General features: G+C 67.7%; 18 protein-coding genes. 11 read left to right on the plus strand and 7 right to left on the minus strand.

Going from position 1 to position 25731, the window contains the following annotated elements:
- The first annotated feature begins 53 nt into the window (after positions 1-53).
- Positions 54-1394, plus strand: coding sequence for an argininosuccinate synthase (gene argG / locus LRH25_RS06445; RefSeq protein ID WP_141287244.1), 1341 nt, complete (start codon positions 54-56; stop codon positions 1392-1394).
- A gap of 36 nt (positions 1395-1430) precedes the next feature.
- On the opposite strand, the gene LRH25_RS06450 is transcribed toward argG, so the two are convergent.
- Positions 1431-3443 carry a hypothetical protein gene (locus LRH25_RS06450; protein ID WP_141287243.1) on the minus strand — a complete coding sequence of 671 codons (2013 nt, stop codon included), beginning with the start codon at positions 3441-3443 and terminating at the stop codon, positions 1431-1433.
- 230 nt (positions 3444-3673) lie between these two features.
- On the opposite strand from LRH25_RS06450, the gene LRH25_RS06455 reads away from it, so the two are divergent.
- Together LRH25_RS06455 and LRH25_RS06460 are read left to right on the plus strand one after the other, a co-directional pair.
- Positions 3674-4804 (plus strand): sterol desaturase family protein, encoded by a 1131-nt coding sequence (locus LRH25_RS06455; RefSeq protein WP_141287242.1) that lies wholly within the window; start codon positions 3674-3676, stop codon positions 4802-4804.
- A 141-nt stretch (positions 4805-4945) separates the two neighbouring features.
- Positions 4946-6172, plus strand: a complete 1227-nt coding sequence (locus tag LRH25_RS06460) for a hypothetical protein (RefSeq protein WP_141287241.1) — start codon at positions 4946-4948, stop codon at positions 6170-6172.
- Between the two features lie 20 nt (positions 6173-6192).
- Here the strand turns inward: LRH25_RS06460 and LRH25_RS06465 are convergent, their stop codons facing one another.
- From LRH25_RS06465 to tgt, 3 genes are all read right to left on the minus strand, one after another.
- Entirely contained in the window at positions 6193-6735 is a 543-nt protein-coding gene (locus LRH25_RS06465; RefSeq protein WP_170200822.1) for a hypothetical protein, read from the minus strand.
- Positions 6735-8900, minus strand: coding sequence for a hypothetical protein (locus tag LRH25_RS06470; RefSeq protein ID WP_231010520.1), 2166 nt, complete (start codon positions 8898-8900; stop codon positions 6735-6737). The genes LRH25_RS06465 and LRH25_RS06470 overlap by 1 nt, the downstream gene beginning before the upstream one ends.
- A 110-nt stretch (positions 8901-9010) precedes the next feature.
- On the minus strand, positions 9011-10171 hold the full coding sequence (gene tgt, locus LRH25_RS06475) for a tRNA guanosine(34) transglycosylase Tgt (protein ID WP_141290660.1): 1161 nt from the start codon (positions 10169-10171) through the stop codon (positions 9011-9013).
- Between the two features lie 72 nt (positions 10172-10243).
- Between tgt and LRH25_RS06480 the strand changes: the two genes are divergently transcribed.
- A complete protein-coding gene (locus LRH25_RS06480) occupies positions 10244-10831 on the plus strand; it encodes an IMPACT family protein (RefSeq protein ID WP_141290658.1) in 588 nt (195 codons plus the stop codon).
- Positions 10832-11110: 279 nt separating this feature from the next.
- Here LRH25_RS06480 and LRH25_RS06485 read toward each other — a convergent pair whose 3' ends face one another.
- Positions 11111-11449 (minus strand): NIPSNAP family protein, encoded by a 339-nt coding sequence (locus LRH25_RS06485; protein ID WP_141290656.1) that lies wholly within the window; start codon positions 11447-11449, stop codon positions 11111-11113.
- Between the two features lie 99 nt (positions 11450-11548).
- On the opposite strand from LRH25_RS06485, the gene LRH25_RS06490 reads away from it, so the two are divergent.
- Positions 11549-12235, plus strand: coding sequence for a winged helix-turn-helix domain-containing protein (locus tag LRH25_RS06490; RefSeq protein WP_231010521.1), 687 nt, complete (start codon positions 11549-11551; stop codon positions 12233-12235).
- 14 nt (positions 12236-12249) lie between these two features.
- On the opposite strand, the gene LRH25_RS06495 is transcribed toward LRH25_RS06490, so the two are convergent.
- Together LRH25_RS06495 and queA are read right to left on the minus strand one after the other, a co-directional pair.
- The gene (locus LRH25_RS06495) at positions 12250-12720 is read right to left on the minus strand and encodes a c-type cytochrome (protein WP_231010522.1); all 471 of its coding nucleotides are present in this window, start codon (positions 12718-12720) and stop codon (positions 12250-12252) included.
- Positions 12721-12839: 119 nt separating this feature from the next.
- Positions 12840-13961, minus strand: coding sequence for a tRNA preQ1(34) S-adenosylmethionine ribosyltransferase-isomerase QueA (gene queA, locus LRH25_RS06500; RefSeq protein ID WP_231010743.1), 1122 nt, complete (start codon positions 13959-13961; stop codon positions 12840-12842).
- A 478-nt stretch (positions 13962-14439) separates the two neighbouring features.
- On the opposite strand from queA, the gene recG reads away from it, so the two are divergent.
- The 6 genes from recG to LRH25_RS06530 all read left to right on the plus strand — a co-directional run bounded on the left by recG (position 14440) and on the right by LRH25_RS06530 (position 25678).
- On the plus strand, positions 14440-16605 hold the full coding sequence (gene recG, locus LRH25_RS06505; RefSeq protein ID WP_375142158.1) for an ATP-dependent DNA helicase RecG: 2166 nt from the start codon (positions 14440-14442) through the stop codon (positions 16603-16605).
- A 173-nt stretch (positions 16606-16778) separates the two neighbouring features.
- Positions 16779-18332, plus strand: a complete 1554-nt coding sequence (locus LRH25_RS06510; protein WP_231010523.1) for a M4 family metallopeptidase — start codon at positions 16779-16781, stop codon at positions 18330-18332.
- Between the two features lie 258 nt (positions 18333-18590).
- The gene (locus LRH25_RS06515; protein WP_211361378.1) at positions 18591-20153 is read left to right on the plus strand and encodes a M4 family metallopeptidase; all 1563 of its coding nucleotides are present in this window, start codon (positions 18591-18593) and stop codon (positions 20151-20153) included.
- A 238-nt stretch (positions 20154-20391) separates the two neighbouring features.
- Entirely contained in the window at positions 20392-21948 is a 1557-nt protein-coding gene (locus LRH25_RS06520; RefSeq protein WP_141287641.1) for a M4 family metallopeptidase, read from the plus strand.
- Between the two features lie 248 nt (positions 21949-22196).
- Positions 22197-23759, plus strand: a complete 1563-nt coding sequence (locus tag LRH25_RS06525) for a M4 family metallopeptidase (RefSeq protein WP_141287642.1) — start codon at positions 22197-22199, stop codon at positions 23757-23759.
- A gap of 326 nt (positions 23760-24085) precedes the next feature.
- Positions 24086-25678 (plus strand): M4 family metallopeptidase, encoded by a 1593-nt coding sequence (locus LRH25_RS06530; protein ID WP_141287643.1) that lies wholly within the window; start codon positions 24086-24088, stop codon positions 25676-25678.
- The last annotated feature ends 53 nt before the right edge of the window (positions 25679-25731 follow it).

Consider the following 25731-nt stretch of genomic DNA (forward strand, 5'->3'; position numbering starts at 1 on the left):
TCGCCTTAAAATCGTGGGTTCCGACTTTTGGTCTGCCTGGAAAGAGCCCTGCCGTGTCCGCCACCATCCTGCAAAAACTTCCCTCTGGCGAGCGCGTCGGCATCGCCTTCTCCGGTGGCCTGGACACCAGCGCCGCGGTGCACTGGATGCGCGCCAAGGGCGCCATTCCCTGCGCCTACACGGCCAACCTGGGCCAGCCCGACGAGAGCGACTACGACGAGATCCCGCGCAAGGCGCTGGCCTACGGTGCCGACATCGCCCGCCTGATCGACTGCCGCACGCAGCTGGTCAACGAAGGCATTGCGGCGATCCAGTCCGGCGCCTTCCACATCTCCACCGGCGGCGCGACCTACTTCAACACCACGCCGCTGGGCCGCGCCGTCACCGGCACGATGCTAGTGGCCGCGATGAAGGAAGACGGCGTCAACCTCTGGGGCGACGGCTCAACCTACAAGGGCAACGACATCGAGCGCTTCTACCGCTACGGCCTCTTGGTCAACCCCGCGCTGAAGATCTACAAGCCCTGGCTGGACCAGACCTTCATCGACGAGCTGGGCGGCCGCAAGGAGATGAGCGAATACCTCATTGCCAACGGCTTCGACTACAAGATGAGCGTGGAGAAGGCCTACAGCACCGACTCCAACATGCTGGGCGCCACGCACGAGGCCAAGGACCTGGAGTTCCTGAGCGCCGGCATGCAGATCGTCAAGCCCATCATGGGCGTGGCTTTCTGGCGCGAGGACGTGGCGGTCAAGGCCGAGCAGGTCACGGTGCGCTTCGAGGAAGGCGTGCCGGTGGCGCTCAACGGCGTGCAGTTCGCCAGCGCCGTCGCGCTGTTCGAGGAAGCCAACCGCATCGGCGGGCGCCACGGCCTGGGCATGTGCGACCAGATCGAGAACCGCATCATCGAGGCCAAGAGCCGCGGCATCTACGAAGCCCCGGGCATGGCGCTGCTGCACATCGCCTACGAGCGCCTGGTGACCGGCATCCACAACGAAGACACGATCGAGCAGTACCGCATGAACGGCCGCAAGCTCGGCCGCCTGCTCTACCAGGGCCGCTGGTTCGACCCTCAGTGCATGATGATGCGCGAGTCGGCCCAGCGCTGGGTGGCGCGTGCGGTCACCGGCGAAGTGACGCTGGAACTGCGCCGCGGCAACGACTACTCGATCATGAACACCGACAGCCCGAACCTGACCTACGCGCCCGAGCGGCTGTCGATGGAAAAGGTCGAGGACGCGCCGTTCACCCCGGCCGACCGCATCGGCCAGCTGACCATGCGCAACCTGGACATCTCAGACACCCGCGCCAAGCTGGGCATCTACAGCCGCGTCGGCCTGCTGGGCACGGCGGAGAGCAGCATCGGGCTGATCAGCGCGCCGGCCAAGGACTGAACGCGACATGCACCCATCGGTGCATGTCGCGCATGGTCAGGGGAGACTCGTACCTCGGTTCAGCCAGACCACGGAGGTGGCCAGCCCCTCGTAGTATCCGGGTGGCATCGCAGTACCGATCACCAATACCCGGTCCGGGAAAACCAATTGCACGGCGTACTTTGGCGACGCGAACCTGACGGTGGACACGGGGGTCGAAGCCAGCGCTGCGGCGCTGGTATCCATCCAATGCAGTTGGGCCACCAGGTCCGTGTCGGCAGAGTCGGGCCATAGCAGCTCCAACGACACGTCCCCGAGCAGCACCACCCGGTTGTCCAGCGCACGAGCGGCCCGGTAAGCGGCGATTGACGCGATGCGCTCGTCGCCCAGATTAGCGGTCGAACGCACCGGGCTGAAATTCGAGTCAAGTCGAAGGCCCCCGACCCCCGTCACGCCAGTCGTGAATGGCAACTGAGGCCACAACAGGGCTCCACCATCCGCCAGACTGAACGGCGCCACGAGGGCGGCTCCGTCGGAGAAGCCTCCAGCCAGGCTCACGCTGCTGGCACCTGCGGTGACGCTGGCGCTGGTCATCATCAGTTCTTTGACGCCACCCGTCGTGCGCATCCAGGTCGCCAACGCCGACCCATGGCCTGCGGAGAGGCCCGAGATCAAGAAGAAGTCAGAGCCTGAAGCGCGCATCAGGAGTTGCTCAGGCGCCAGCGGCTGGCCGTTGAAGTCGAAGGCCTGAAGCACCAGGTCGTTCACGAAGCCCACACCCACGTTCACCCAGGTGCGGGGCCACATAACCCAAAGCGTGCTGCCATCCACCGCAGCGGCGAATTGATTCTTGATGGTTGGCTGGAACACTGTTCCCGACAGATCGATAGCGATGCTCCCCACCGCCACTTGGACGGCGCCGTGCGCATCCAGCTTGGTGACCTTGACCACAGGACTGCCGGCATTCGGATCGTCCTGTGCCAGATAGAGCAAACCACCCGCATGTTGGACAAAAACAGCCTGATAGGGGGTTGGCGAGCTGATGAAGTCGAGTTGCCGCGTGCCGGTCACTTCACCTCGCAGGTTCAGCTCGCTGGCCGTGACCCCGGGGGTGAGCCCATCCGGTGCGGAAGTGAGCAGCAATGCATGATCCGCAAAGGCAAATGCCTGGAAGCCAATGCCCGCGCTGAGCCGTTGACCAGGAAACAGTGCACTGCTGTCCGGCACGAAGGTCGGCGTGATCGCCATTGCGCCAAGCCCGCTCTCCAGCCCGTCCCAGCTCGCGATCTGCTCATCGGCCTCCTCGATCCCGCTGCCCGCGGCATTCGGCCCCGTGGTGCGCTGACGAACAATCCCCACGCCTGCGGCATACCAGACCTGGCGGGTCAGCGTGACCACGTTCGAGAACTGCTGGTTGCTGCTGTATTGCAGGCGACTGACCACCGTCGTGTCCACGAGAACCGTGTCCATGGTCGGCAAGTTGGGCAAGGAGAGCGACTCCTTGCCGATCACGCTGGCGTATATGGCCACATCCATCGCGTCCGCCTTGCCGTCAAGGTCGCCGTCGTAGTTACTGGTCGCGTAGTGCCGATCAAGCACCGTGTACTGCTCACCCCGGCGGACCGGAGAACGGAGTTCAACAAGCGAGAGTGCTTCCGCGTTGCCCAGGCCCGTGAAGTCCACCGTGGCCGGCGTCGCGACGGTGCCTGCACTGATCTGCACCGTCTGGCTGGCGGACCCCGCATGGGCATCATCGGTGCTGGACTCTGAAACCTCGCCCGCAGCGGTCAGGCTCTGTGTGACGGTGTTGGTGTAGGCAGTGGCGTCAGCGCCCGAAAAGGCCTTGTAACTACCACGATAGGTCCAGGTCGCCTGGTCCCGCATCGGTCGGAAAACGCTGGCATCGGTCGCCAGCGTCGCACCAGGAGTTACAGCCGCGGGCAACAGCCCGCTGGTCGTGCGTGTATCGCCACCACCTCCGGCGTCGCCCCCACCGCCTCCGCCACAGGCAGCCAAGCCTGCCAGCACAACCCAACACGCCAGTCGAACAATTTTCGGCTTCACAGCCACCTCCCTGCCTCATTGAATAAGCGAAACCCACAGCACTGTTGCCAGCAGGCAAAACAGATTTTGCCTGTCAGTTCGCCTTCGCAACCAGCTTGGTGAAGAAGCACCTGATCCATCACCGCCAACGCGACGCACCGCCTGAAAGTGGGATTGCCACCTGCCAGCGCCGCTGGCAGCATGCCGCGCTGACACGACAACACAGGCGCCGATGCGCGCCGCCAAGGGAGTTTGCATTGGAAGATCTCGACAAGCTGAACCGGCTGGCCGCCTCGCATGGCGCGCTGCAGCGCGGCACCGGCATGGTCTCGGGCGTGATTGCGCTGAGCCTGGCCATCCTGTGTTTCCTCGGCGTGCTGGCCTTCCACTTCCCGCAATACCTGACGACGCCGCAGTTGCGCCAGTCGTACGACGTGGCGGTGATCCGGCAGATCATGCTGGGGGCGCTGGCGGTGTCGGGCGGCATCGCGCTGTTCAACATCCTGTTCGGCCGCGCACGCTGGCTGGCTTTCAGCGCGTTTGCGCTGGTCGGCCTGTGCCTGCTGCTGGGCGGGCACAAGGTGCCGGTCAACGACTTCCCGGACAACACGCCCTACATCGGGCTGGACTGGTTCATCCTGGACCTGCTGGGCTCGACGCTGATCTTCGTCTTCATCGAGAAAATGTTTGCGCTGCGGCGCGAGCAGCCGGTCTTCCGCGCCGAGTGGCAGACCGACTTCCACCACTTCATCGTCAACCACCTGGTCGTCGGCTTTGTGCTGCTGGCGACCAACCTGCTGGTGCACAAGCTGTTCGGCTGGGCGGCGAAGGATGGCATCCGTGGCTGGGTCGAATCGCTGCCCTTCCCGGTGGCGCTGTTCCTGATCATCCTGGTGGCCGACCTGGTGCAGTACTGGACCCACCGCGCGTACCACGAGGTGCCGCTGCTGTGGCGGCTGCATGCAGTGCACCACAGCGTGAAAAGCATGGATTGGCTGGCCGGCTCGCGCCAGCACATCCTGGAGCTGCTGATCACGCGCACGCTGGTGCTGGCGCCGATCTATGTGCTGGGTTTCAGCAAGGAAGTGATCGACGCCTACATCGTCGTGGTCGGCTTCCAGGCGGTGTTCAACCATGCCAACGTGAGCGTGCGGCTGGGGCCGCTGCGCTACCTGATCGTCACGCCGAATTTCCACCACTGGCACCACAGCCAGGACGACGAGGCGATCGACAAGAACTACGCGGCGCACTTCGCGTTCCTGGACCACATCTTCGGCACTGCCGTGAAGTCTGACCGGCCGTGGCCGGGCCAGTACGGCGTGTTGGGCGACTACGTGCCAGACGGCTTCTGGAAGCAGGTCGCCTTCCCGTTCCGCTGGAAGGGCTGAGGTGGCCCTCTACAGGTAGCGCATGCCGCGCCGGCCGGTGGCGCGCGGCGATACCACGCCGATTCCCGTCGGCGCCCGCCAGCGCCGCACCTAGATTGGCGAGGTGTTCCACTCCCGCACGCCTTGCTGGCGTGACTCCGCGTGAAGAAATCCATCCTGGCCGCCGCATTGCTCGCTGCCACCACGGCCTTTGCTGCAGCCCCATCGGCGCCGGACCTCACGACGCCCGCCGGTTTCCAGCGCAGCTGCGCCGAGATGCCTGTGAGCGCCCCCAGACCTGCCGCTGCGCGTCAGGCCCCCCAAGGGGGCCAAGAAAACTCGGGAGCGGCCCTTCGTTTCCTTGAGAGCGCCGACAGCCTGCCCAATGACGACGCCCGCCTGGCCTGGGTGATCTGCCGCGACGTGGACCAGGTGCGCGACCTGATCACCTGGGGCACGCAAGGCATGGCGATGCTGGACAAGGCGCATCCGAGCAAGGAACAGGTGGTGGCGGAGGTCACGCGCAAGGTCGACGAGCTGCGCGAGCAGCTGCGGCGCTCGCGCCTGCAACTGCAGCGGGTGCAGTTGGGCAAACGCACGTCCTTGCTGATCGCGCCCGGCCAGTGGCAACTGGACCTGAACGGCAACGGCCAGCAGGAGGCCTGGGAGACCTGGTTCTTCGCGCTGCCGCGGCCGCATGACGGCGCTTCGCAACCGCGGCTGCCGGACAACGACGAGGACCGCTACCGGCGCGAGTTCGACGCCAACGCGCTGATCCGCCTGGACCAGAGCGACGTGCTGTGGGCGCTGTCGTACCACCAGTTCCTCGAAGGCCTGCTGACAACCGTGCGCGCGTTTGACTTCGACACCGACCACGGCGAGCTGGTGCTGAGTCGCCCGGCCTTGCTGCGCAGCGCGCACGGCCTGATCGCCGCCGGCCTGGCGACCTCCGAGCAACTGCGCCGCAGCGTGCTGGCCGAGACCGACGACGAGCACGAATGGGTGGCCAACCCACGGCAGAAGAGCAGCGTGTTTCCCATCCCGATCACCGCCGCCGATTTCGAGACCTGGCGCGCGCTGCTGCAGGAACTGGACGCCGTGTGGCAGGGCCGGCACCTGCTGCCAACCACGCGCGGCGGCCGCGGCCTGCTGGCCAGCACCGCGCCGGTGTGCCCGGCGGGCCAGGGGCTGGACGTGGCACGGCTGTTCAAGTCACCGCCACCAGTGGGCACACGCGTGGGATTCGACCGGATGCCGGCGCTCAACAACCAATCCTGCCGCACTGTGGACGCCACGCACCCGCTGAGCAATCTGTCCACGCGCCTGGACCGCACGGCCAGCGAGGCCGGCGGCATGGCCGCATTGCGCTACCTCTATTGGGTCAACTGAGGCGCCCGATCAAGGCCTGCTCAGTCGCGGCTCAGCCAGCGCTTGAGCAGCCGCACCCAACGGCCCATTCGGCGCTTGACGACCCGCGCCGCGCGCCACGGGCGCGAGGCGCGCACCTGGGCCAACAGGCGCTCCTTGAACACGGTCCAGCGTGCGTAGTTGCGGGCGAACCAAGCCAGGCGCATCAGCGCCGGCTGGGTCAGCGTGAACAGGCGCGCGACGATGGCCGTGCCGGCCACCTTGGCCGCGACGATGACCAGCGTGCCCAGCAGCGCATGGCCGCGACTGATGGCAAACAGCGCCAGCAGCTTGACCGGCAGCAAGGCCAGCGTGGGCAGCGCAAACAGCGCCAGCGCGCCATACGGCGGCAACGACTCGATCCAGCGGCCAATCCAGCGGAAGCCCGGCCACTGGCCGATGCGCGCCATCGCGCGTTGCAGCGGCTCCCAGCCCCATTCCTCGAACAGGATCAGCGCCGCCAGCGGCCACTCCCACAGGCCGCGCACAAAGCGGCGCCAGAACGGCTTGCGGTGAGGTGGACGCGGCGGGGGGCTGCTGTGCATCAGCCGGAGTGTGCCTCGGCTTCGGGTGGGGTTGCCGCCGGTGCGAGGCAGGCCAGCAGTTCGGCCAGCCAGGCCTGCAGCGCGGCGCCGCGGCGCAGGCCGGTGACCGGCTCGGCGCTGGCGGCCTTGTCGGCCTGCGCCTCGCGCCGGCTGGCTAGGCTGTCGGCCGGCAGCAGTTGCCAGACGGGCAGGCTGCGCTGGGTGCGCAGCGCGCGCACGCGCTGCAGGCGGCGCTCGCGCACCGCGTCGTCCCACGGACGATCAAGCAGGATGACCAGCGGGCGCTGCGGCTGCACGGCGATGCGTGGTTCGTCGGCCGGCACGCCATCGGCCACCAGCAGCACCTGCGCCTCGGGCGCATCGCGGAACTGGCGCAGCAAGGCCTCGCGTTCGTTCATGGCGCCCGCCAGCGCAAACGCCGGCAAACCAGCGTCAACGAGTCGCTGGGCCAGCTCGGGCAGTGCCTCGGCATCTTCGGCGAACACCACCACGCGGCGCACGCCGTCGGCCATGGCCTGTTGCAGCAGCGCCGGCAGCGCCGCTTCGCCGGCTTCGCGGCAGGCCTGTTGCTGCGCTTGCAGTTGACGCTGCAGCGCGAGCTGGTCACTGTCGGACAGGAAAGCGCTGCGCTGCCAGCGCGACAGCAACTGCAGTGCGGCGGCCTGCGCCTTGTCATGGGTCTCACGCTGCGACGCTGGCAGCGGACAAGCCAGGGTCTGCGGTGCCCAGGCCGGCCACTGCGCAGCCACGTCGGCAAAGCGTCGTTGCAGCAGCAGCGGCGCGAGCACTGCGTCGCCTTCCCCGTCCAGCCAGTCGGCCAATGCGCCGCTGCGCCGGCGGTCGATGCGGCGCAGCCAGGCCTCGGCACCGGCTCGGTCGGCCTGCAGCAGATCAGCCGGGCACAGCACCCAGCACCAGGTCGGTTGATCGGCCAGCACGGGCAGCGGCGTGCGCAAGCCGTCGCGCTGGTCGACGATCAGCACGCTGCCGGCTTGCAGCGCGGCCAGGTCGAGTTCGTCGTTCCAGGCCAGCAGGCGCGGCGCGGCTTCATCCGCAGCCGGGCTCTCAAGAAAACGAAGGGCCGTTCCCGAGTTTTCTTGACCCCCTTGGGGGGCCTGACGCGAGGCGGCAAGTCTGGGGGCGCTCAGCAAAGCCTGCCATTCGGCCAGGCGCTCGGCGGGGGCCAGCACAGTCACCGTGTCGGCGCCGAAGTGGCGGCGGACCAGTTGCCAGGCCAGCGCAGCTTCGCGCGCCGGTTCGAGTTCGGCATCGTCAGCCACCAGGCAGGTGCCGACGCAGGCGAGGAAAAACGCGCCTTCGAGCTGGGCGGGGCGAGGCGTCAGCGCCTGCGGCGCTTCGGGCAGCGACACATCGTCCAGTCCTTGCGGGTATTGGGCTTCGAGGTGGTCGATGCGGCCATGCAGGTCGCCTTGCGCGGCGAGGTGCTGCCACACGGCGTCTTCGACCACCAGCTTGTGGCCGGCGTGCATGGCCTCGGCCACCAGGGCCGCCAGCGCGTCGGTGCTGTTCAGCGCCAGCACGCCGCCGGCCTGCTGCAGCGGCGCCACCGCATCCAGCAGGCTGTTGGGGCAGCGGCTGCCGCTTTGCCAACGCAGCGTGCAGCGCAGGCCGTCGTCTTGCAGCGTGAGCTGGCTGTGGGCGGGGCGCGGCGGAAGAGGTGGGAGCGGCGGGGCGACAGGCGCGCTGGGCGCTTCGACCGGTGCGACTTCTTCGGCAACGGGCGGCGGCACTTCGGGCTGGACGGCGGGCGCTGGCTCGAGCTCGACGGGCGGCGCAACGACGAGCTCGGCCTCGACAGCGACCTCCTCGACCACCGGTGCAAGCTTGGCAGGGCGCGCCGTCTTCGCAGCGGGCTTCTTGGCACGGGCTCGCGGTGCGGGCGCTGTTGCCGCGGTCTCAACGACCTCGACGACCTCGGCCACAGGCGTGGCCACCGGTTCAGCCGGCTTGGCGCGCGAGCGCTTGCGCGGTGCGGGGGCCGGCGCCTCGGCGGCCTCGACCACCGGCGCAGCGACTTCGGCCACGGCCTTTGGCGGCTTGCGCGTGCGGGCGGTTTTGGCGGCGGGTGGTAGGGTGTCGACGATGAGGTCGGCAGCGGGGTCAGCCGGCGCGGAGGCCGCGCGGCGCTTGGCAGAGGTCGCCATGGGGCGAGTTCATCCGTGGTGAAGAAGGGGAGGTGCCCGGCCGCCAGCGACGGTGCGCCGCACAAGGGCGGCACACGGCCAGCGGTGGGCTGTGAGGAGGTCTCTGTTCGCTAGACGCCGCGTGCCCGGTCGGCCGCGAACTGGCGGCGGAATTCGGCGAAGGTGCCGGCGTCCAGGGATGCGCGCACTTCGCGCATCAGGTTCAGGTAGTAATGCAGGTTGTGCACCGTGGCCAGCATCGGGCCCAGCATTTCGCCGCAGCGGTCCAGGTGGTGCAGGTAGGCGCGGCTGAAGCCGCCGGCGCCCATCCCGGCAACATTCGCGTCGCCCGCGCAGGCATAGCAACTGCAGCTTTCGTCGATCGGCCGGTGGTCGCTTTTGTGGCGCGCGTTGCGGATCTTCAAATCGCCGAAGCGGGTGAAGAGGTGACCGTTGCGGGCATTGCGGGTAGGCATCACGCAGTCGAACATGTCCACGCCGCAGACCACGCCTTCGACCAGGTCTTCCGGCGTGCCCACGCCCATCAGGTAGCGCGGCTTGTGGGCCGGCAGCAAATGCGGCGTGTGCGCCATGATGCGCAGCATCTCGTCCTTGGGCTCGCCGACGCTGACGCCGCCAATCGCATAACCCGGCAGGTCCAGCTCGACCAGCGCATTCAGCGAGGCTTCACGCAGGTTTTCGAACATGCCGCCCTGCACGATGCCGAACAGCGCGTTCGGGTTCTGCAGCTTGGCAAACTCGGCCTGCGAGCGCTTGGCCCAGCGCAGGCTCAGCTCCATCGAGACCTGCGCTTCCTTCTCGGTCGTGCGGTGGCCCTTGGTTTCGTAAGGCGTGCACTCGTCGAACTGCATGACGATGTCGGAGTTCAGCACCGTCTGGATCTGCATCGAGACTTCCGGCGTGAGGAACAGCTTGTCGCCATTGACCGGTGACGCGAACTTCACGCCTTCCTCGGTGATCTTGCGCATCTCGCCGAGCGACCAGACCTGGAAGCCGCCGGAGTCGGTCAGGATCGGCTTGTGCCAGTTCTCGAAGCCATGCAGGCCGCCGAAGCTGGCCATCACGTCCAGCCCGGGCCGCATCCACAGGTGGAAGGTGTTGCCCAGGATGATCTGCGCGCCCATGTCGTGCAGCGAGCGTGGCAGCACGCCCTTGACGGTGCCGTAAGTGCCCACCGGCATGAAGATCGGCGTCTCGACCACGCCGTGGTTGAGCGTCAGCCGGCCGCGGCGGGCATGGCCGTCGGTCTTGATCAGTTCGAACTGGAGCATCCGGGGATTGTCGCGCAGTGGGGCACCCGGTCTCGCGGGTGGGCGCTGCCCTGCTGGCGGGACAATGCACGCATGCCCTTCAGCCTGAACCAGCCGGTGCACCACGAGCTGGTGATCAAGAAAAGCCGCTTCATCGCCTGCGTCGAACCGATGGCCGACCGCGCAGCGGCCGTCGCTCGCGTAGCGGAACTGCGTGCCCAGCATCCCGGTGCCAACCATGTCTGCTGGGCCTTGATGGCCGGTGGCCAGTCAGCCGCCAATGACGATGGCGAACCCGGTGGCACCGCCGGTCGGCCGATGCTGGACGTGCTGCGCCACCAGGACCTGGAGGGCGTGATGGCCAGCGTGGTGCGCTACTTCGGCGGCGTGAAGCTGGGCGCTGGCGGCCTGGTGCGCGCCTACACCGACGCGGTGGCGCAAGCCTTGTTGGGCGCCGAGAAGACGCCGCTGCAAAAGCGCATCGAATGGCGCTGCGAGGTGCCGTACGCACTGGAGGGGCGCTTTCGACGGGAGTTGGACCTGGCCGGGGCTTCTTTGCTCGACGCAGGGCACGGTGACGGCGTGGTGCTGCACTTCTCGGTACTGGCGTCTGCTTCGGAGGCCTTGAAGCTTCGATTGGAAGAAGCGGGTCAGGGAAAGTTGTGCTGGCTGACTGACTAGGTTTCAGTGGCCAAGGCCAACGGGTGGCCGGCTCCGTTCATGTCCCCCGGCCTTCGGCCTCCTCCTTTACTTCACTGCGCCGGCCACCCGCCGTCCTTGGAACTCCACGGTCTTGGGGTTTCACGGTCGAACAGCCAAAACACCGTGCCAGATCAGGGTGGTGGGATGCTGTGCAGCAAAGTAAAGGAGGAAACTTCGGCGCAGCCGAAGTTGGGGGACATGAGCGGAACAGCGTCCCGCCGGCCTGATCCCACGCCGACCCCAGGTCGTGAACGGCCATCACGAAGTCATTTCCGCAGACCGGTTCAACGTCCCCGGCACACCTTCGCAAAAGGTCCGCCACTCACGCAGGATGAAGCGCCCACGTTGGGCCGATTCGAAGTTGGCGCGGCCTTCGGGGTCGGCTTTCAGGCGGGCGCGGTAGCGCTCGTAAGCGGCCAGGTCTTCGAACGAGATCAGGCCCCAGGCCTCGTGGTTGCTGCCTTCGCTGGGCAGGAAATAGCCGATCAGCTGCCCGCCGCAACGGGGAATGATAGGGCCCCAGGCCTGGGCGTAAGCGGTGAAGGCTTCGCGCTGGAACGGGTCGATTTCGTAGCGGATGAAACAGGTCACGGCCATGGTGGCTCCTCGGGGTCAATCAGACGGTGACGCCACTGTGCGTGCTTTTCAGTCGGGCACGATTCGCCTACGATCGAACCATGAGCGCAATCCATTGCCATGGCTGACGGGCCACCGATTGCCCGTGTGGCCGCCTTGATCGGCGACCCGACACGTGCCGAGATGCTGGCCACGCTGATGGCCGGACAGGCGTTGACCGCCACCGAACTGGCGCAGCGCGCGGGCGTTGGCAAGGCGACGGCGAGCACGCACCTGGCGCGCTTGGTCGAAGCGCAGTTGCTGGTCGTCAGCGCGCAAGGCCGGCACCGCTATTTCCGCTTGGCCGACCCCGACGTGGCCCAGCTGCTCGAAAGCCTGATGGGCGTGGCCGCGCGCAGTGGTGCGAGGCGGCTGCGGCCAGGACCGAAGGAGCCGGCGCTGCGCGAAGCGCGGGTCTGTTACGACCATCTGGCCGGCGAGCGCGGCGTGCAGCTGATGCTGGGCCTGCGCCAGCGCGGGCTGCTGCCGGAGGGGGACGGGGTGTTGCCACTCGCGCCCGGAGCGACTGCCTTGTTCGGCCGGCTCGGGCTGGTGCTTTCAGCACTTCAGGCTCAGCGCCGGCCGCTGTGCCGCAGCTGCATGGATTGGAGCGAACGGCGGCATCACCTGGGTGGCGCGCTCGGCGCGGCCGTGCTGGACCGGGTGCTGTCGCTGGGCTGGGCGCGGCGCGAGGCGAACTCGCGGGTGCTGAAGTTCACCGGGGCCGGTGAGGCGAACTGGACGGCGTGGATCCACAGCGAGGGATGAACGCCATCGCCGCGCTACGGCTCCGGCGGGGTTTCGGGCAGGGCCAGGATCCAGCGGACCAGTTGCTGCACTTCCTCGCCGGAGGCCAGCGGGCGGTTGGGCGGCATCGACAAGCCGGCCACGTCGCGCCAATGCGGTGCCTGGGGACGCGAGCCACCTGACACGATGGCGCTCAGGCGCTGCAAAGCCGACGGCTGGTCGCGGTAACGGTTGGCCACGTCGCGCCAGAAAGGTCCGACCGGCGGCCGGGGCGCCGGAACCGCTTCCTCTTCATCCGGCACAGGACGGTCCACTTGATGGCAGGCGGTGCAGCCGCTGCGCTCGGCGAGTCGCAGCATCGCCAGGTCGAGATTGGCCTCCGGGGCTGGTGCCGCGACAACTGGCGCGACCGCGGCAGGTTGCACCGGCCCGGCCGGTGGCAGGGTGCAGGCGGCGAGCGCCATCGCAGCAACGGCGCAGGAGAGAACGGCAAGACGGGAAGGCATGCGGCACCTTAGGGGCAGGCCGGCCGCAGCGGCTTGCGCTGGGTCAAACCGGCCGCGGCGCGGCCGCGCCACCCGCCCGGCGGGTGGCGTTGCGAACACGCAAAGCCGGGTGCCCCAATCTACCGACGATCCAAAAGCATCGCGTCGCCGTAGCTGAAGAAGCGGTAGCGCGCTTCGACGGCGTGGCGGTAGAGCGCCATGATGTGTTCGTGGCCGGCAAAGGCGCTGACCAGCATCATCAGCGTGCTCTTGGGCAGGTGGAAGTTGGTGACCAGGCGGTCCACCACGCGGAACTGGAAGCCGGGCGTGATGAAGATGTCGGTGTCGCCGCTGCAGGCGTGGTCGATGCCGCGCTGGCTGCCGGTCTGCCGCGCGGCAGATTCGAGCGCGCGCAGCGTGGTGGTGCCCGCCGAAACGATGCGGCCACCAGCGGCGCGGGTGCGGGCAATCGCGTCCACCGTGGTTTGCGGCACCTCGAACCACTCGCTGTGCATCTTGTGCTCGGCCAGGTTCTCGGTGCGCACCGGCTGGAAAGTGCCGGCGCCGACGTGCAGCGTGACCTCGGTGGTCGCCACGCCGCGGGCGGCCAGCGCGGCCAGCACCGCCGCGTCGAAATGCAGCGCGGCGGTGGGTGCGGCGACGGCGCCGGGCTTGTTGGCGAACACGGTCTGGTAGCGCTCGGCGTCTTCGGCTGCGTCCTCGTGCGTGATGTAGGGCGGCAGCGGCACGTGACCGTGGCGCTCCAGCAGCGCCAGCGGGTCGCCCGGCCAGCGCAGGTGGAACAACGAGCCGTCCGGCCCGCCGCGGCCCAGCACCTCGGCTTCGAAGCCCTCGCCGCGGTCGGTGCCCAGGCGCACGGTGCTGCCGGGCTTGGGTGACTTGCTGGCGCGCAGGTGGGCCAGCACTTCGCCGGGGCCAGCGGCCGCGTGGTCGTAAGGCAGCACCCGCTCGACCAGCGCTTCGACGCTGCCGCCGGTGGCCTTCTCGCCATGCAGGCGGGCCTTGAGCACGCGGGTGTTGTTGAAGACCAGCAGGTCGCCCGGCGAGAGCAGCGCGGGCAGCTCGCGGAAGATGCGGTCGACGGGCGTGTCGCCGCGACCGTCGAGCAGGCGCGAGGCGCTGCGCTCGGCCGCCGGATGCTGCGCCACCAGCTCGGGTGGCAGCGGGAAGTCGAAGTCGGCCAGCGTGAACTGGCGGGGCGCCGGGGCGCCGGCAGGGCAAGAGGCTTCGATCAGGGGCATGGCTTGCAGGCTTGACTGGCCTTCAAAGCTGGACATGGGCCGATTGTCCCATCCGATGCCCGGGCGGCGATGCGGAGATGTCCGCAAGGCCTGCCACGGCGTGAAGTCTCAGCGCGAAGCGCTGTTGGGGTCGGCGCTGGCAGCGACTGCCGCGGCACTGTCCGAATGGTCCCAGGACCAGGCCAGGCCCACGGCCACGCTCAGCACCAGCGCCAGGCCCAACAGCAAGCGACCCACCAAACGACCCATCACACGCAAGGCAACCATACCTGTCCAGTTTGTTCGAGCAGCGCCTGATGGCCCCCGCGATTTGCGGGCGAAACCTTGTCTTGGCGCTGGCGCAATTGTCGCTGCCGGCGGCCGCGGTTTGCAGGCGGGAACTGCAAGTGGGTGCCTCTTTTTTGTGTCAGAAAAGAGAACCCCAGGGGGAACCCGAGCCCGGACGGGCGGACCTGCGCAGGCGCGATGTCACGCGAGAATGCCGGCCATGCCGCGTTCACCAGCTGCCAGCCCTGCCACCGATGCCCCGAACGGCGCTGCCTCGGGGGACGCCAAGCCGGCCTTGAAGGCCGACCTGCGCAGCGCGCCGGCCAAGGCGCTGGACCGCATGGGGCTGGACACGCCGCTGGCGCTGGCGCTGCACCTGCCGCTGCGCTACGAGGACGAAACCAGGCTGAGCGCGATTGCCGCGCTGCAGCCGGGGCAGACGGCGCAGGTCGAGGGGCAGATCGTCGAATGCCGCGTTGACTTCCGGCCGCGGCGGCAGCTGGTGGCACGGCTGCATGACGACGCGGGCGACGAGCTGGTGCTGCGCTTCGTCAACTTCTACCCCTCGCACCAGAAGACGCTGGCGACGGGCCAGCGGGTGCGCGTGCGTGGCGAATTGCGTGGCGGCTTCTTCGGCCGCGAGATGGTGCACCCGACCTTCAAGGCGGTGGACGAACACACGCCGCTGGCGGCCGCGCTGACCCCTGTGTACCCGGCCGGCGCGCAGCTGCCGCAAGCCTACCTGCGCAAGGCGGTGGCGGCCGGTCTCTCACGCGCGCCGCTGGACGAGCTGCTGCCCGCCAGCGTGCTGCCGCCCGGCCTGCCTTCGCTGCGCGCGGCGCTGCAGTTCCTGCACCAGCCGCCGGCCTCGGCCAGCCTGGCCACGCTGGAGGACCACAGCCACCCGGCCTGGCAGCGGCTGAAGTTCGAGGAACTGCTGGCGCAGCAGCTCTCGCAGATGCAGTCGCGCCGCGAACGCGCACGGCTGGCGGCGCCGGTGATGCAGGCGCTGCCCGGCGGCCTGCACGAGCGGCTGCTGGCGGTGTTGCCCTGGGGGCTGACCGACGCGCAGCAGCGTGTCAGCCAGGAGATTGCCGCCGACCTGGCCAAGCCGCAGCCGATGCACCGCCTGCTGCAGGGTGACGTGGGTTCGGGCAAGACGGTGGTGGCCGCACTCGCCGCCGCGGTCGCGATGGACGCTGGCTGGCAGTGCGCGCTGATGGCACCCACCGAGATCCTGGCCGAGCAGCATTTCGTCAAGCTGGTGCAGTGGCTGCAGCCGCTGGGCATCACCGTCGCCTGGTTGACCGGCAGCCGCAAGGGCAAAGGCCGGCGCGAGATGCTGGAACGGGTGGCCAGCGGCGAGGCGAAGCTGATCGTCGGCACGCATGCGGTGATCCAGGACGACGTGCAGTTCGCGCGGCTGGGCCTGGCCATCGTCGACGAACAGCACCGCTTCGGCGTGGCCCAGCGGCTGGCGCTGCGGCGCAAGCTGCGCACCGAGCGCGGTCCGGGCAGCCCAGCGCTGGAGCCACACCTGCTGATGATGAGCGCCACGCCGATCCCGCGCACGTTGGCGATGACTTACTTCGCCGACCTGGAGGTTTCGACCATCGACGCGCTGCCGCCCGGCCGCACGCCCATCCTGACCAAGGTCTTCGGCGAAGGCCGGCGCGACGAGGTGATGGCGCGCATTGCCGAGGAGGTGGCGCGGGGCCGGCAGGTGTACTGGGTCTGCCCGCTGATCGAGGAATCCGAAGCCGAGGGCGACGGGCGCGGCAAGCCGCTCTCGGAACTGGCCAATGCGACCGACACGCACCAGGAACTGAGCGATGCGCTGCCAGGCGTGGTGGTCGGGCTGATCCACGGCCGGCTGGCACCCACCGAGAAGGCCGAAGTGATGGCCCGCTTTGCCAGCGGGCAGACCGCCGTGCTGGTGGCGACCACGGTGATCGAGGTTGGCGTGGACGTGCCGAACGCCAGCCTGATGGTGATCGAACATGCCGAGCGCTTTGGCCTGGCGCAGCTGCACCAGCTGCGTGGCCGCGTGGGTCGTGGCGAGGTGGCCAGCATCTGCGTGCTGCTGTACAGCTCGCCGCTGTCCGAGACCGGCAAGCAGCGGCTCAAGGCGATGGTGGAAACCGGGGACGGTTTCGAGATCGCGCGGCGCGACCTGGAGATCCGCGGGCCGGGCGAGTTCATGGGCGCGCGCCAATCGGGCGATGCCTTGTTGCGTTTTGCCGACTTGGCAGAGGACGCGCCGCTGCTGGCAAGGGCCCGCCAGGCGGCGCCTTGGCTGCTGGATCACCACCCTGCCGCCGCCCGGGCGCAAGTGGCCCGCTGGCTGGGCAGCAAGGCCGATTTCCTGAAGGCCTGAGGGTCAACCGTCCCCCCGCAAGAGGGGTTGACCCGACCTGTCAGTTCTGACACCTCCCCCTGTTCAAGGGATGTCATCGCGCTGAAACAGAGCCCGACACTGCGTCGCGGCCCGAAGTCGACGATCCGCCGACTTCGGGCCGCAAAAAAACTACCCACAAGGAAATCGGACTCATGAAGACTTTCGCGTTCAATGCCATTGCCATGGCTGTCGTGGCCTTCTCGATGGCTGCGCCCGCCCAGGCCGCGGCCCCCGCCGCCGACCACCCCGCCGTGCAGCGTGCACTGGCCCACCTGAGCGGCACCGGCTTTGCCGCCGCCCACGCCTCGGGTTCGGACAGCTACGTTGCCCGTGACCTGATCGTCGACGAAGACGGCGCCGAGCACGTGCGCTTCGACCGCAGCCACAACGGCCTGCGCGTGATCGGCGGCGACCTGGTGGTGCATGGCGGGGCCGACGGCAGCTTCCGCAGCATCAGCCAGACACTGAGCCGCATGGTCCAGGTCGACCTGGTGCCCAAGGTCGCCAGCGAGCACGCCGGCAAGGCCGCGCTGGCGCTGTTCCCGCACCGGGACGGCGCTGTGCAAAGCAAGGAACTGGTGGTCTACGCCCGCAGCGGCAAGCCGCAACTGGCCTGGGACGTGCTCGTCAGCGGCACCCAGGCAGACGGCACGCCCAGCGAGGCGCACCTGATTCTCAGCGCTTCGAGCAAGAAGCTGCTGGACAAGTGGGACGACATCCACACCGCCGACAACGTCGGCTCCGGCAAGACGCTGTACTCGGGCAACGTCACGCTGCATGACGACCTGTCCGGCAGCACCTATACGCTGCGCGACCTGACCCGCGGCAGCCATTACGTGGTCACGATGAAAAACGGCACCCGCCGTGAGACGCTGGTGACCGCGACCAACAACGTCTGGGGCAACAACACCGAAGCCGACCTCGAAACGGTGGCGGCCGACGCTGCCTACGGTCAGAACATGACCTGGGACTATTACAAGAACACCTTCGGCCGCAGCGGCATTGCCAACGACGGCAAGGGCGCCTACTCGCGGGTGCACTACAGCCGCAACTACGACAACGCCTACTGGAGCGATAGCTGCTTCTGCATGACCTATGGCGACGGCAACAGCTTCACGCCGCTGGTCTCGCTGGACGTGGCCGGCCACGAGATGACGCACGGCGTGACCTCGCGCACCGCCAACCTGACCTACTCGGGTGAATCCGGCGGCCTGAACGAAGGCACGTCCGACGTCATGGGCACGATGGTCGAGTACTACGCTGCCAACAGCAACGATCCGGGCGACTACACCATCGGCGAAGAGCTGAGCAGCACCCCGCTGCGCTACATGTACCAGCCGAGCAAGGACGGCGCCTCGGCCGACTGCTGGTACTCCGGCGTGGGCAACCTGGACGTGCACTACTCATCCGGTGTGACCAACCACTTCTACTTCCTGCTGGCCGAAGGCACGACCGCCGGTTCGCCGTCCAAGACCTGCGTCTCGGGCAACACCAGGACGGCCACCGGCACCGGTACGCTCACCGGTATCGGCCGCGACAAGGCTGCGAAGATCTGGTACCGCGCGCTGACGGTCTACATGACCGCCAGCACCAACTACGCCGGCGCCCGCACCGCGACCATCAGCGCGGCAACCGACCTGTACGGTGCAAGCTCGGCCGAAGTGGCCGCCGTCAAGGCCGCCTGGACCGCCGTCAACCGCAGCTGAGCGCCTGCGCGCAGCTGGTCATTGGCAGCGCGGTTCGCGCGCTGCCAACACTGAGCCGTCACAAGGCCAGACCCGAAAGGGCCTGGCCTTTTTCTTGCTACATATGCATTGCATATCTTCAAAGCAGAGACGGATGTCAATCCCATGAACTGTTTTGGGGCGCGTGCAAGCCTTTTCGGGGCTCACCGGCCCTCTCGTCATGCGGCGCCGCCGCACCCGGCCATCCGCCGGCTCGTCAGCAAGAAAGTCACCCACTTCATGAAGCTCGTCTCTCTTCGCCTGGTCGCTGCTGCGGCCATGGCTGTCTGCCTCGGTCAGTCCGCCTTTGCCGCCAAGCCCACGGGCGACAACCCGGCCGTGCAACGCGCGCTGGCGCACCTGGGCGGTGCCGCTTTCGCAGCCGCCCATTCGTCCGGCGCAGACGCCTTTGTCGCCCGTGACCTGATCGTCGACGCCGACGGCGCCGAGCATGTGCGCTTCGACCGCAGCCACAACGGCCTGCGCGTGATCGGTGGCGACCTGGTCGTGCACAGCGCCGGCGACGGCAGCTTCCGCGGCGTCAGCCAGACGCTGGCGCAAATGGTTCAGATCGACCTGTCGCCCAAGGTCGATGCCAAGCTGGCGGCCAAGGCTGCGCAAGCCGAATTCGGCGCTGGCGGCACGGTGAAGAACAAGGAACTGGTGGTCTTCGCGCGTGACGCGAAGCCGACGCTGGCCTGGGACGTGAAGGTCAGCGGCGTGCGTGCCGACGGCACCCCGAGCGAAGCCCACCTGATCATCAGCGCCACCAGCAAGAAGCTGCTGGACCGCTGGGACGACATCCACACCGCGGACGCGGTGGGCAACGGCAAGACGCTGTACTCCGGCAAGGTCAAGCTGCATGCCGACCTGAGCGGCAGCACCTACACGCTGAAGGACGCGACCCGGGGCAACCATTACGTGGTCAGCATGGGCAACGGCACCTCGACCGAGACCATCTTCACCGGCAGCGACAACGTCTGGGGCGACAGCACCGAAGCCAGCACCGAGACCGCCGCCGCCGACGCGGCCTACGGTCAGAACATGACCTGGGACTTCTACAAGACGACTTTCGGCCGCAACGGCATCGCCGACGACGGTGCCGGCGCCCGTTCGCGCGTGCACTACAGCAGCAACTACGACAACGCCTTCTGGGACGACAGCTGCTTCTGCATGACCTACGGTGACGGCAACACCTTCACGCCGCTGGTCTCGCTGGACGTGGCCGGCCACGAAATGACCCACGGCGTGACCTCGCGCACCGCCGGCCTGGTCTATTCGCGCCAGTCGGGCGGCCTGAACGAAGGCACGTCGGACATCATGGGCACGATGGTCGAGTACTACGCCAACAATGCCAATGACGTCGGCGACTACCTGATCGGCGAAGAGCTCTACCCGGCCGGCAGCGGCAAGGCCTTGCGCTACATGTACCAGCCGAGCAAGGACGGCGCGTCGGCTGACTGCTTCTACGCGACGGTCGGCCTGATCGACGTGCACTACTCGTCCGGCGTGGCCAACCACTTCTACTTCCTGCTGGCCGAAGGCACGACCGCCGGCTCGCCGTCCAAGACCTGCGTCAAGGGCGACAAGAAGGTCGCTTCCGGCAGCGCCACCCTGACCGGCATCGGCCGCGACAAGGCCTCGAAGATCTGGTACCGCGCGCTGACCGTCTACATGACCTCCAGCACCGACTACGCCGATGCGCGCATGGCCACCGTCAGCGCCGCGACCGACCTGTATGGCGCGAGCTCGGCCGAAGTGGCCGCCGTCAAGGCCGCCTGGACCGCCGTTAACCGCAGCTGAATCGACGCGCCCTGACGGGCGCCTTGTCCCCTGAAAAGGGCCGGGCTCGAAAGGGCCCGGCCCTTTTCTTGCTGTGGAGCTGCCGCCCCCGGGCAGACCCTGCCCCTTACCTGAGGGATGGTCTGTTCAGGTGCCTCCTCACACACTGTTTTTCCCTTGGGCCTACAGGCCCGTCCCAATACGCGGCACCGCCGCACCGGCCACCAGCCGGCTAGTCAGCAAGAAAGTAACTCACGTCATGAAGCTCGCCTCTCTTCGCTTGGTCGCCGCTGCCGCCATGGCCGTGTGCCTGGGTCAATCCGCCATCGCCGCCAAGCCCACCGCCGACAACCCGGCCGTGCAACGCGCACTCTCGCACCTGAGTGGCACCGGCTTCGCCGCCGCGCACTCGTCGGGCTCGGACGCCTTCGTCGCCCGTGACCTGATCGTCGACGCCGACGGCGCCGAGCATGTGCGCTTCGACCGCAGCCACAACGGCCTGCGTGTGATCGGTGGCGACCTGGTCGTGCACAGCGCCGGTGACGGCAGCTTCCGCGGCGTCAGCCAGACCCTGGCGCAAATGGTCCAGATCGACCTGTCGCCCAAGGTCGATGCCAAGCTGGCGGCCAAGGCTGCGCAAGCCGAATTCGGCGCTGGCGGCACGGTGAAGAACAAGGAACTGGTGGTCTTCGCGCGTGATGCGAAGCCGACGCTGGCCTGGGACGTGAAGGTCAGCGGCGTGCGTGCCGACGGCACCCCGAGCGAAGCCCACCTGATCATCAGCGCCACCAGCAAGAAGCTGCTGGACCGCTGGGACGACATCCACACCGCCGACAACACCGGCAGCGGCAAGACCCTTTACTCGGGCAACGTGACGCTGCATGACGACCTGAGCGGCAGCACCTACACGCTGCGTGACCTGACCCGTGGCAGCCACTACGTGGTCAGCATGAACAACGGCACGTCGACCGAGACGATCTACACCGCGACCGACAACGTCTGGGGCAACAACGCCGAGTCCGACGGCCAAACCGTGGCCGCCGACGCCGCCTACGGTCAGAACATGACCTGGGATTACTACAAGACGACCTTCGGCCGCAACGGCATTGCCGACGACGGCGCCGGCGCCCGTTCGCGCGTGCACTACAGCAGCAACTACGACAACGCCTTCTGGGACGACAGCTGCTTCTGCATGACCTACGGTGACGGCAACACCTTCACGCCGCTGGTCTCGCTGGACGTGGCCGGCCACGAAATGACCCACGGTGTGACCTCGCGCACCGCCGGCCTGGTCTATTCTCGCCAGTCGGGTGGCTTGAACGAAGCGACCTCCGACATCATGGGCAGCATGGTCGAGTACTACGCCAACAACGCCAATGACGTCGGCGACTACCTGATCGGCGAAGAGCTGTACCCGGCCGGCAGCGGCCAGGCCCTGCGCTACATGTACCAGCCGAACAAGGATGGCGCGTCCTCTGACTGCTTCTACCCGGCAGTCGGTCTGATCGACGTGCACTACTCGTCCGGCGTGGCCAACCACTTCTTCTTCCTGCTGGCTGAAGGCACCACCGCCGGCGTGCCGTCCAAGACCTGCGTTTCGGGCAACAAGAAGACGGCGACCGGCACCGGCACGCTGACCGGCATCGGCCGCGACAAGGCCGCCAAGATCTGGTACCGCGCGCTGACCGTGTACATGACCTCGACCACCAACTTCGCCGGTGCCCGCGCTGCCACCATCAGCGCCGCGACCGACCTGTACGGCGCGACCGAAATCGCCGCCGTCAAGGCCGCCTGGACCGCCGTCAACCGCAACTGATCCCCTGGGATTGCAAGCGCGGGCCTGGTGGCCTGCGCTTCATCGCCGCCCGGTTGGGGCGCTGCGAACTGCAGCACCCCAACCGGGCGGCTTCTTTTTGTGCATTCGTTCCGCCCCTGCACCAGGCCAACCCCGCGTTCGTGGGATACACCAAAGCGGTGCATCTGCTGACACTGAGTTCATGGGGGCCCTGTCTGGGCCTTTTTTGCGGCCCGAATTCCGCGTCGGAACAGAAAGCAGTTTGTTTCATGAAGTCTCACTCTCTTCGCCTGGTGGCCGCGGCCGCACTCGCCATCTGCCTGGGTCAAGCTGCCCTGGCTGCCCAACCGGCTGCGGACCATGCCGCCGTGCAGCGTGCGCTGGCCCACCTCGGCGGTGCCACGAGCCTGGCCGCCAGCCAGGACGAATTTGTCGCGCGTGACCTGATCGTCGACGCCGATGGCGCCGAGCACGTGCGCTTCGACCGCAAGTTCCGCGGCCTGCGCGTGATCGGTGGCGACCTGGTGGTGCACAGCGATGCCCAAGGCGCGCTGCGCGGCATGAGCCAGCCGCTGGCCGGCGCGCTGCACCTGGACACCACGCCAACGCTGGCCGGCAATGCCGCCAGCGAGTTCGCCAAGGGCCGCTTCGAGCACAAGAATGGCGCCGTCGCCAGCAAGCAGTTGGTGGTTTTCGCCCGCAACGGCAAGCCGCAACTGGCCTGGGAAGTGCTGGTCACCGGCAACCGCGCCGACGCAACCCCCAGCCGCACGCACCTGATCGTCAGCGCCCATGGCAAGCAGTTGCTGGACCAGTGGGACGAGATCGAAACCGCCGACGCCACCGTCACCGGCAAGACCTTGTTCAGCGGCAGCGTGCCGCTGCACGCCGACAAGAACGCCCGCGGCGTCTACACGCTGACCGACGCGACCCGCGGCGGCCACAGCACCGTCTCGATGGGCAACGGCAAGCGCAAGGAAACGGCCGTCAAGAGCAGCACCGCCACCTTTGGCGATGGCACGCTGGCCAATGCCGCCACCGCCGCGGCTGACGCCGCCTACGGTCAGAACATGACCTGGGACTATTACAAGGCCACCTTCGGCCGCAATGGCATTGCCGACGACGGCGCCGGCGCGCGTTCGCGGGTTCACTACAGCAAGAACTACGTCAACGCCTTCTGGAGCGATGACTGCTTCTGCATGACCTACGGCGACGGCGATGGTGGCAAGAGCTACTACCCGCTGACCGCGCTGGACGTGGCTGGCCACGAGATGACGCACGGCGTGACCTCGCGCACCGCCGGCCTGATCTACTCCGGCGAATCCGGCGGCCTGAACGAAGGCACCTCGGACATCTTCGGCACGATGGTGGAGTTCTTCGCCAACAACCCGAACGACACGCCGGACTACACCATCGGCGAGGAAATCTTCGTCAAGGGCGGCGTGATCCGCTACATGGACAAGCCGAGCAAGGATGGCGCCTCGGCCGACTGCTGGTACAGCGGCGTCGGCACCCTGGACGTGCACTACTCGTCCGGCGTGGCCAACCACTTCTTCTACCTGCTGGCCGAAGGCACCAGCGCCGGCTCGCCGTCGCCGACCTGCAAGTCGACCGACACGCGAGTTGCCAGCGGCACTGGCAGCCTGACCGGCATCGGCCGCGACAAGGCCGCCAAGATCTGGTATCGCGCGCTGACCGTCTACATGACCTCCAGCACCGACTACGCTGCGGCCCGTGTTGCGTCCATCAGCGCCGCGACCGACCTGTACGGCGCGAGCTCGGCCGAAGTGACCGCAGTGAAGGCCGCCTGGGCGGCCGTCAACCGCTCGTGATGAATTGATTTGCCGGCGTGTGCGGCGGCCCAAGGTCGCCGCACACGCCGTGAATCTGAACAAGACCTGACAGCCGCCGCTGGCCCTTCGCCACGGCGGCTTTTTCTTTGTCAAATCCCACGTTTGAAGATATTCTCAAAATACTATTAACACTACATTCACAACCACGGCACATTGATCTGTCTGGTTTGCTCTGTGCCGCTGTGTGCCGCTGCACGCCGGGCTTTTCGAGGTCCGCGGTGTCCGGCAATGCCTTTGTGCCCATGGTCCCCGGCCGGGGAAGTTGCCCACACTGCAGCGCCGGCCTCCTCTGGAAAGCTTGTTCGATGAAACCCACCGCCCCTTCCAGCGCCATCCTGCGCGCCACCGTCGCTGGCGTCGCCGCGCTGCTGTCCGCCCAGATGGCTCAGGCCGCAATGCCCCAGCCTGACCACCCCGCCGTGCAGCGCGCGCTGGCCCACCTGAACGGCAGCGCCTTTGCTGCCGTACGCGCCACCGGCAACGACGACTACCAGGCCACCGACCTGATCGTCGACGCCGACGGCAGCGAGCACGTGCGCTTCAAGCGCGCCTTCCGCCACCTCTCGGTCATTGGCGGCGACCTGGTCGTGCACAGCGGCCCCGGCGGCGAGTTCAGCGGCCTGTCGCAGGCGCCGCAGCGCCGGCTGGACCTGGCGGTCGAGCCCACCCTGTCCGGCACCGCGGCCGAAGCCCTGGCGCTGAAAACCTCGGGCGTGGCAGACAGCGCTGTCCGCTCGCGCCAGCTGGTGGTCTATGCCCGCAATGGCCAGCCCAAGCTGGCCTGGGACGTGACGGTGCTGGGTCATGACGAAGCCGGCGGCCCGGCCCGCATGCGGGTGATCATCGATGCGCACCAGGCCAGCCTGCTGGAACGCTGGAACGAGATCCACAGCGCCGACGACAAGGGCACCGGCAAGGCCTTGTACTACGGCACCGTGCCGCTGCACGACACGGTCAACAAGAAGGGCACCAAGTACACGCTGCAGGACAACACCCGCGGCAACCACTACATGGTGGACATGAATGGCACGCAGGACACCGAGACGGTGTTCACGGCCACCGACAACGTCTGGGGCGACAGCACCAAGACCGACCGCCAGACCGTGGCCGCCGATGCCGCCTACGGCCAGAACATGACCTGGGACTTCTACAAGAAGGTCATGGGCCGCAACGGCATTGCCGACGATGGCAACGGCGCCCACTCGCGCGTGCACTTCGGCACGCGCGTGGACAACGCCTACTGGGACGACGAGTGCTTCTGCATGATGTATGGCGACGGCTTCATCCAGTTCAAGCCGCTGGTGGCCCTGGACGTGGCCGGCCATGAGATGACGCACGGCGTGACCTCGCGCACCGCGGACCTGATCTACGGCGACGAATCCGGCGGCCTGAACGAGAGCAGCTCTGACATCCTGGGCACCATGGTCGAGTTCTACGCGAACAATGCCGGCGACCCGGGCGACTACACGCTGGGCGAGATGATCATGAAGAAGCCCGGCACGGTGCTGCGCTACCTCTACCAGCCGAGCAAGGACAACATCTCCGCCGACTGCTGGTACCAGGGCGTGGGTAACCTGAACCCGCATTACTCGTCCGGCGTCAGCAACCACTTCTTCTTCCTGCTGGCCGAAGGCACGGCATCGGCCACCTTCCCGGCTTCCAAGACCTGCACCACCGGTGACACGGTGAAGGCCACCGGCAACGGCAGCCTGACCGGCATCGGCCGCGACAAGGCCGCCAAGATCTGGTACCGCGCGCTGACCGTCTACATGGTCTCGACCGAAACCCACGCCATGGCCCGCGCCGACACCATCAAGGCGGCCGAGGACCTGTACGGCGCCGGCTCGCCCGAGTCGCTGGCCGTTGCCGCCGCCTGGACGGCCGTGAACCGTCCCTGAACGACGAGGCGCTTCGCACCGCTTGAGTCCGTTGGCGCGTGGTCGGGGCAGAC

The organism is Ideonella azotifigens (assembly GCF_021043325.1).
GTDB lineage: Bacteria > Pseudomonadota > Gammaproteobacteria > Burkholderiales > Burkholderiaceae_C > Ideonella > Ideonella azotifigens.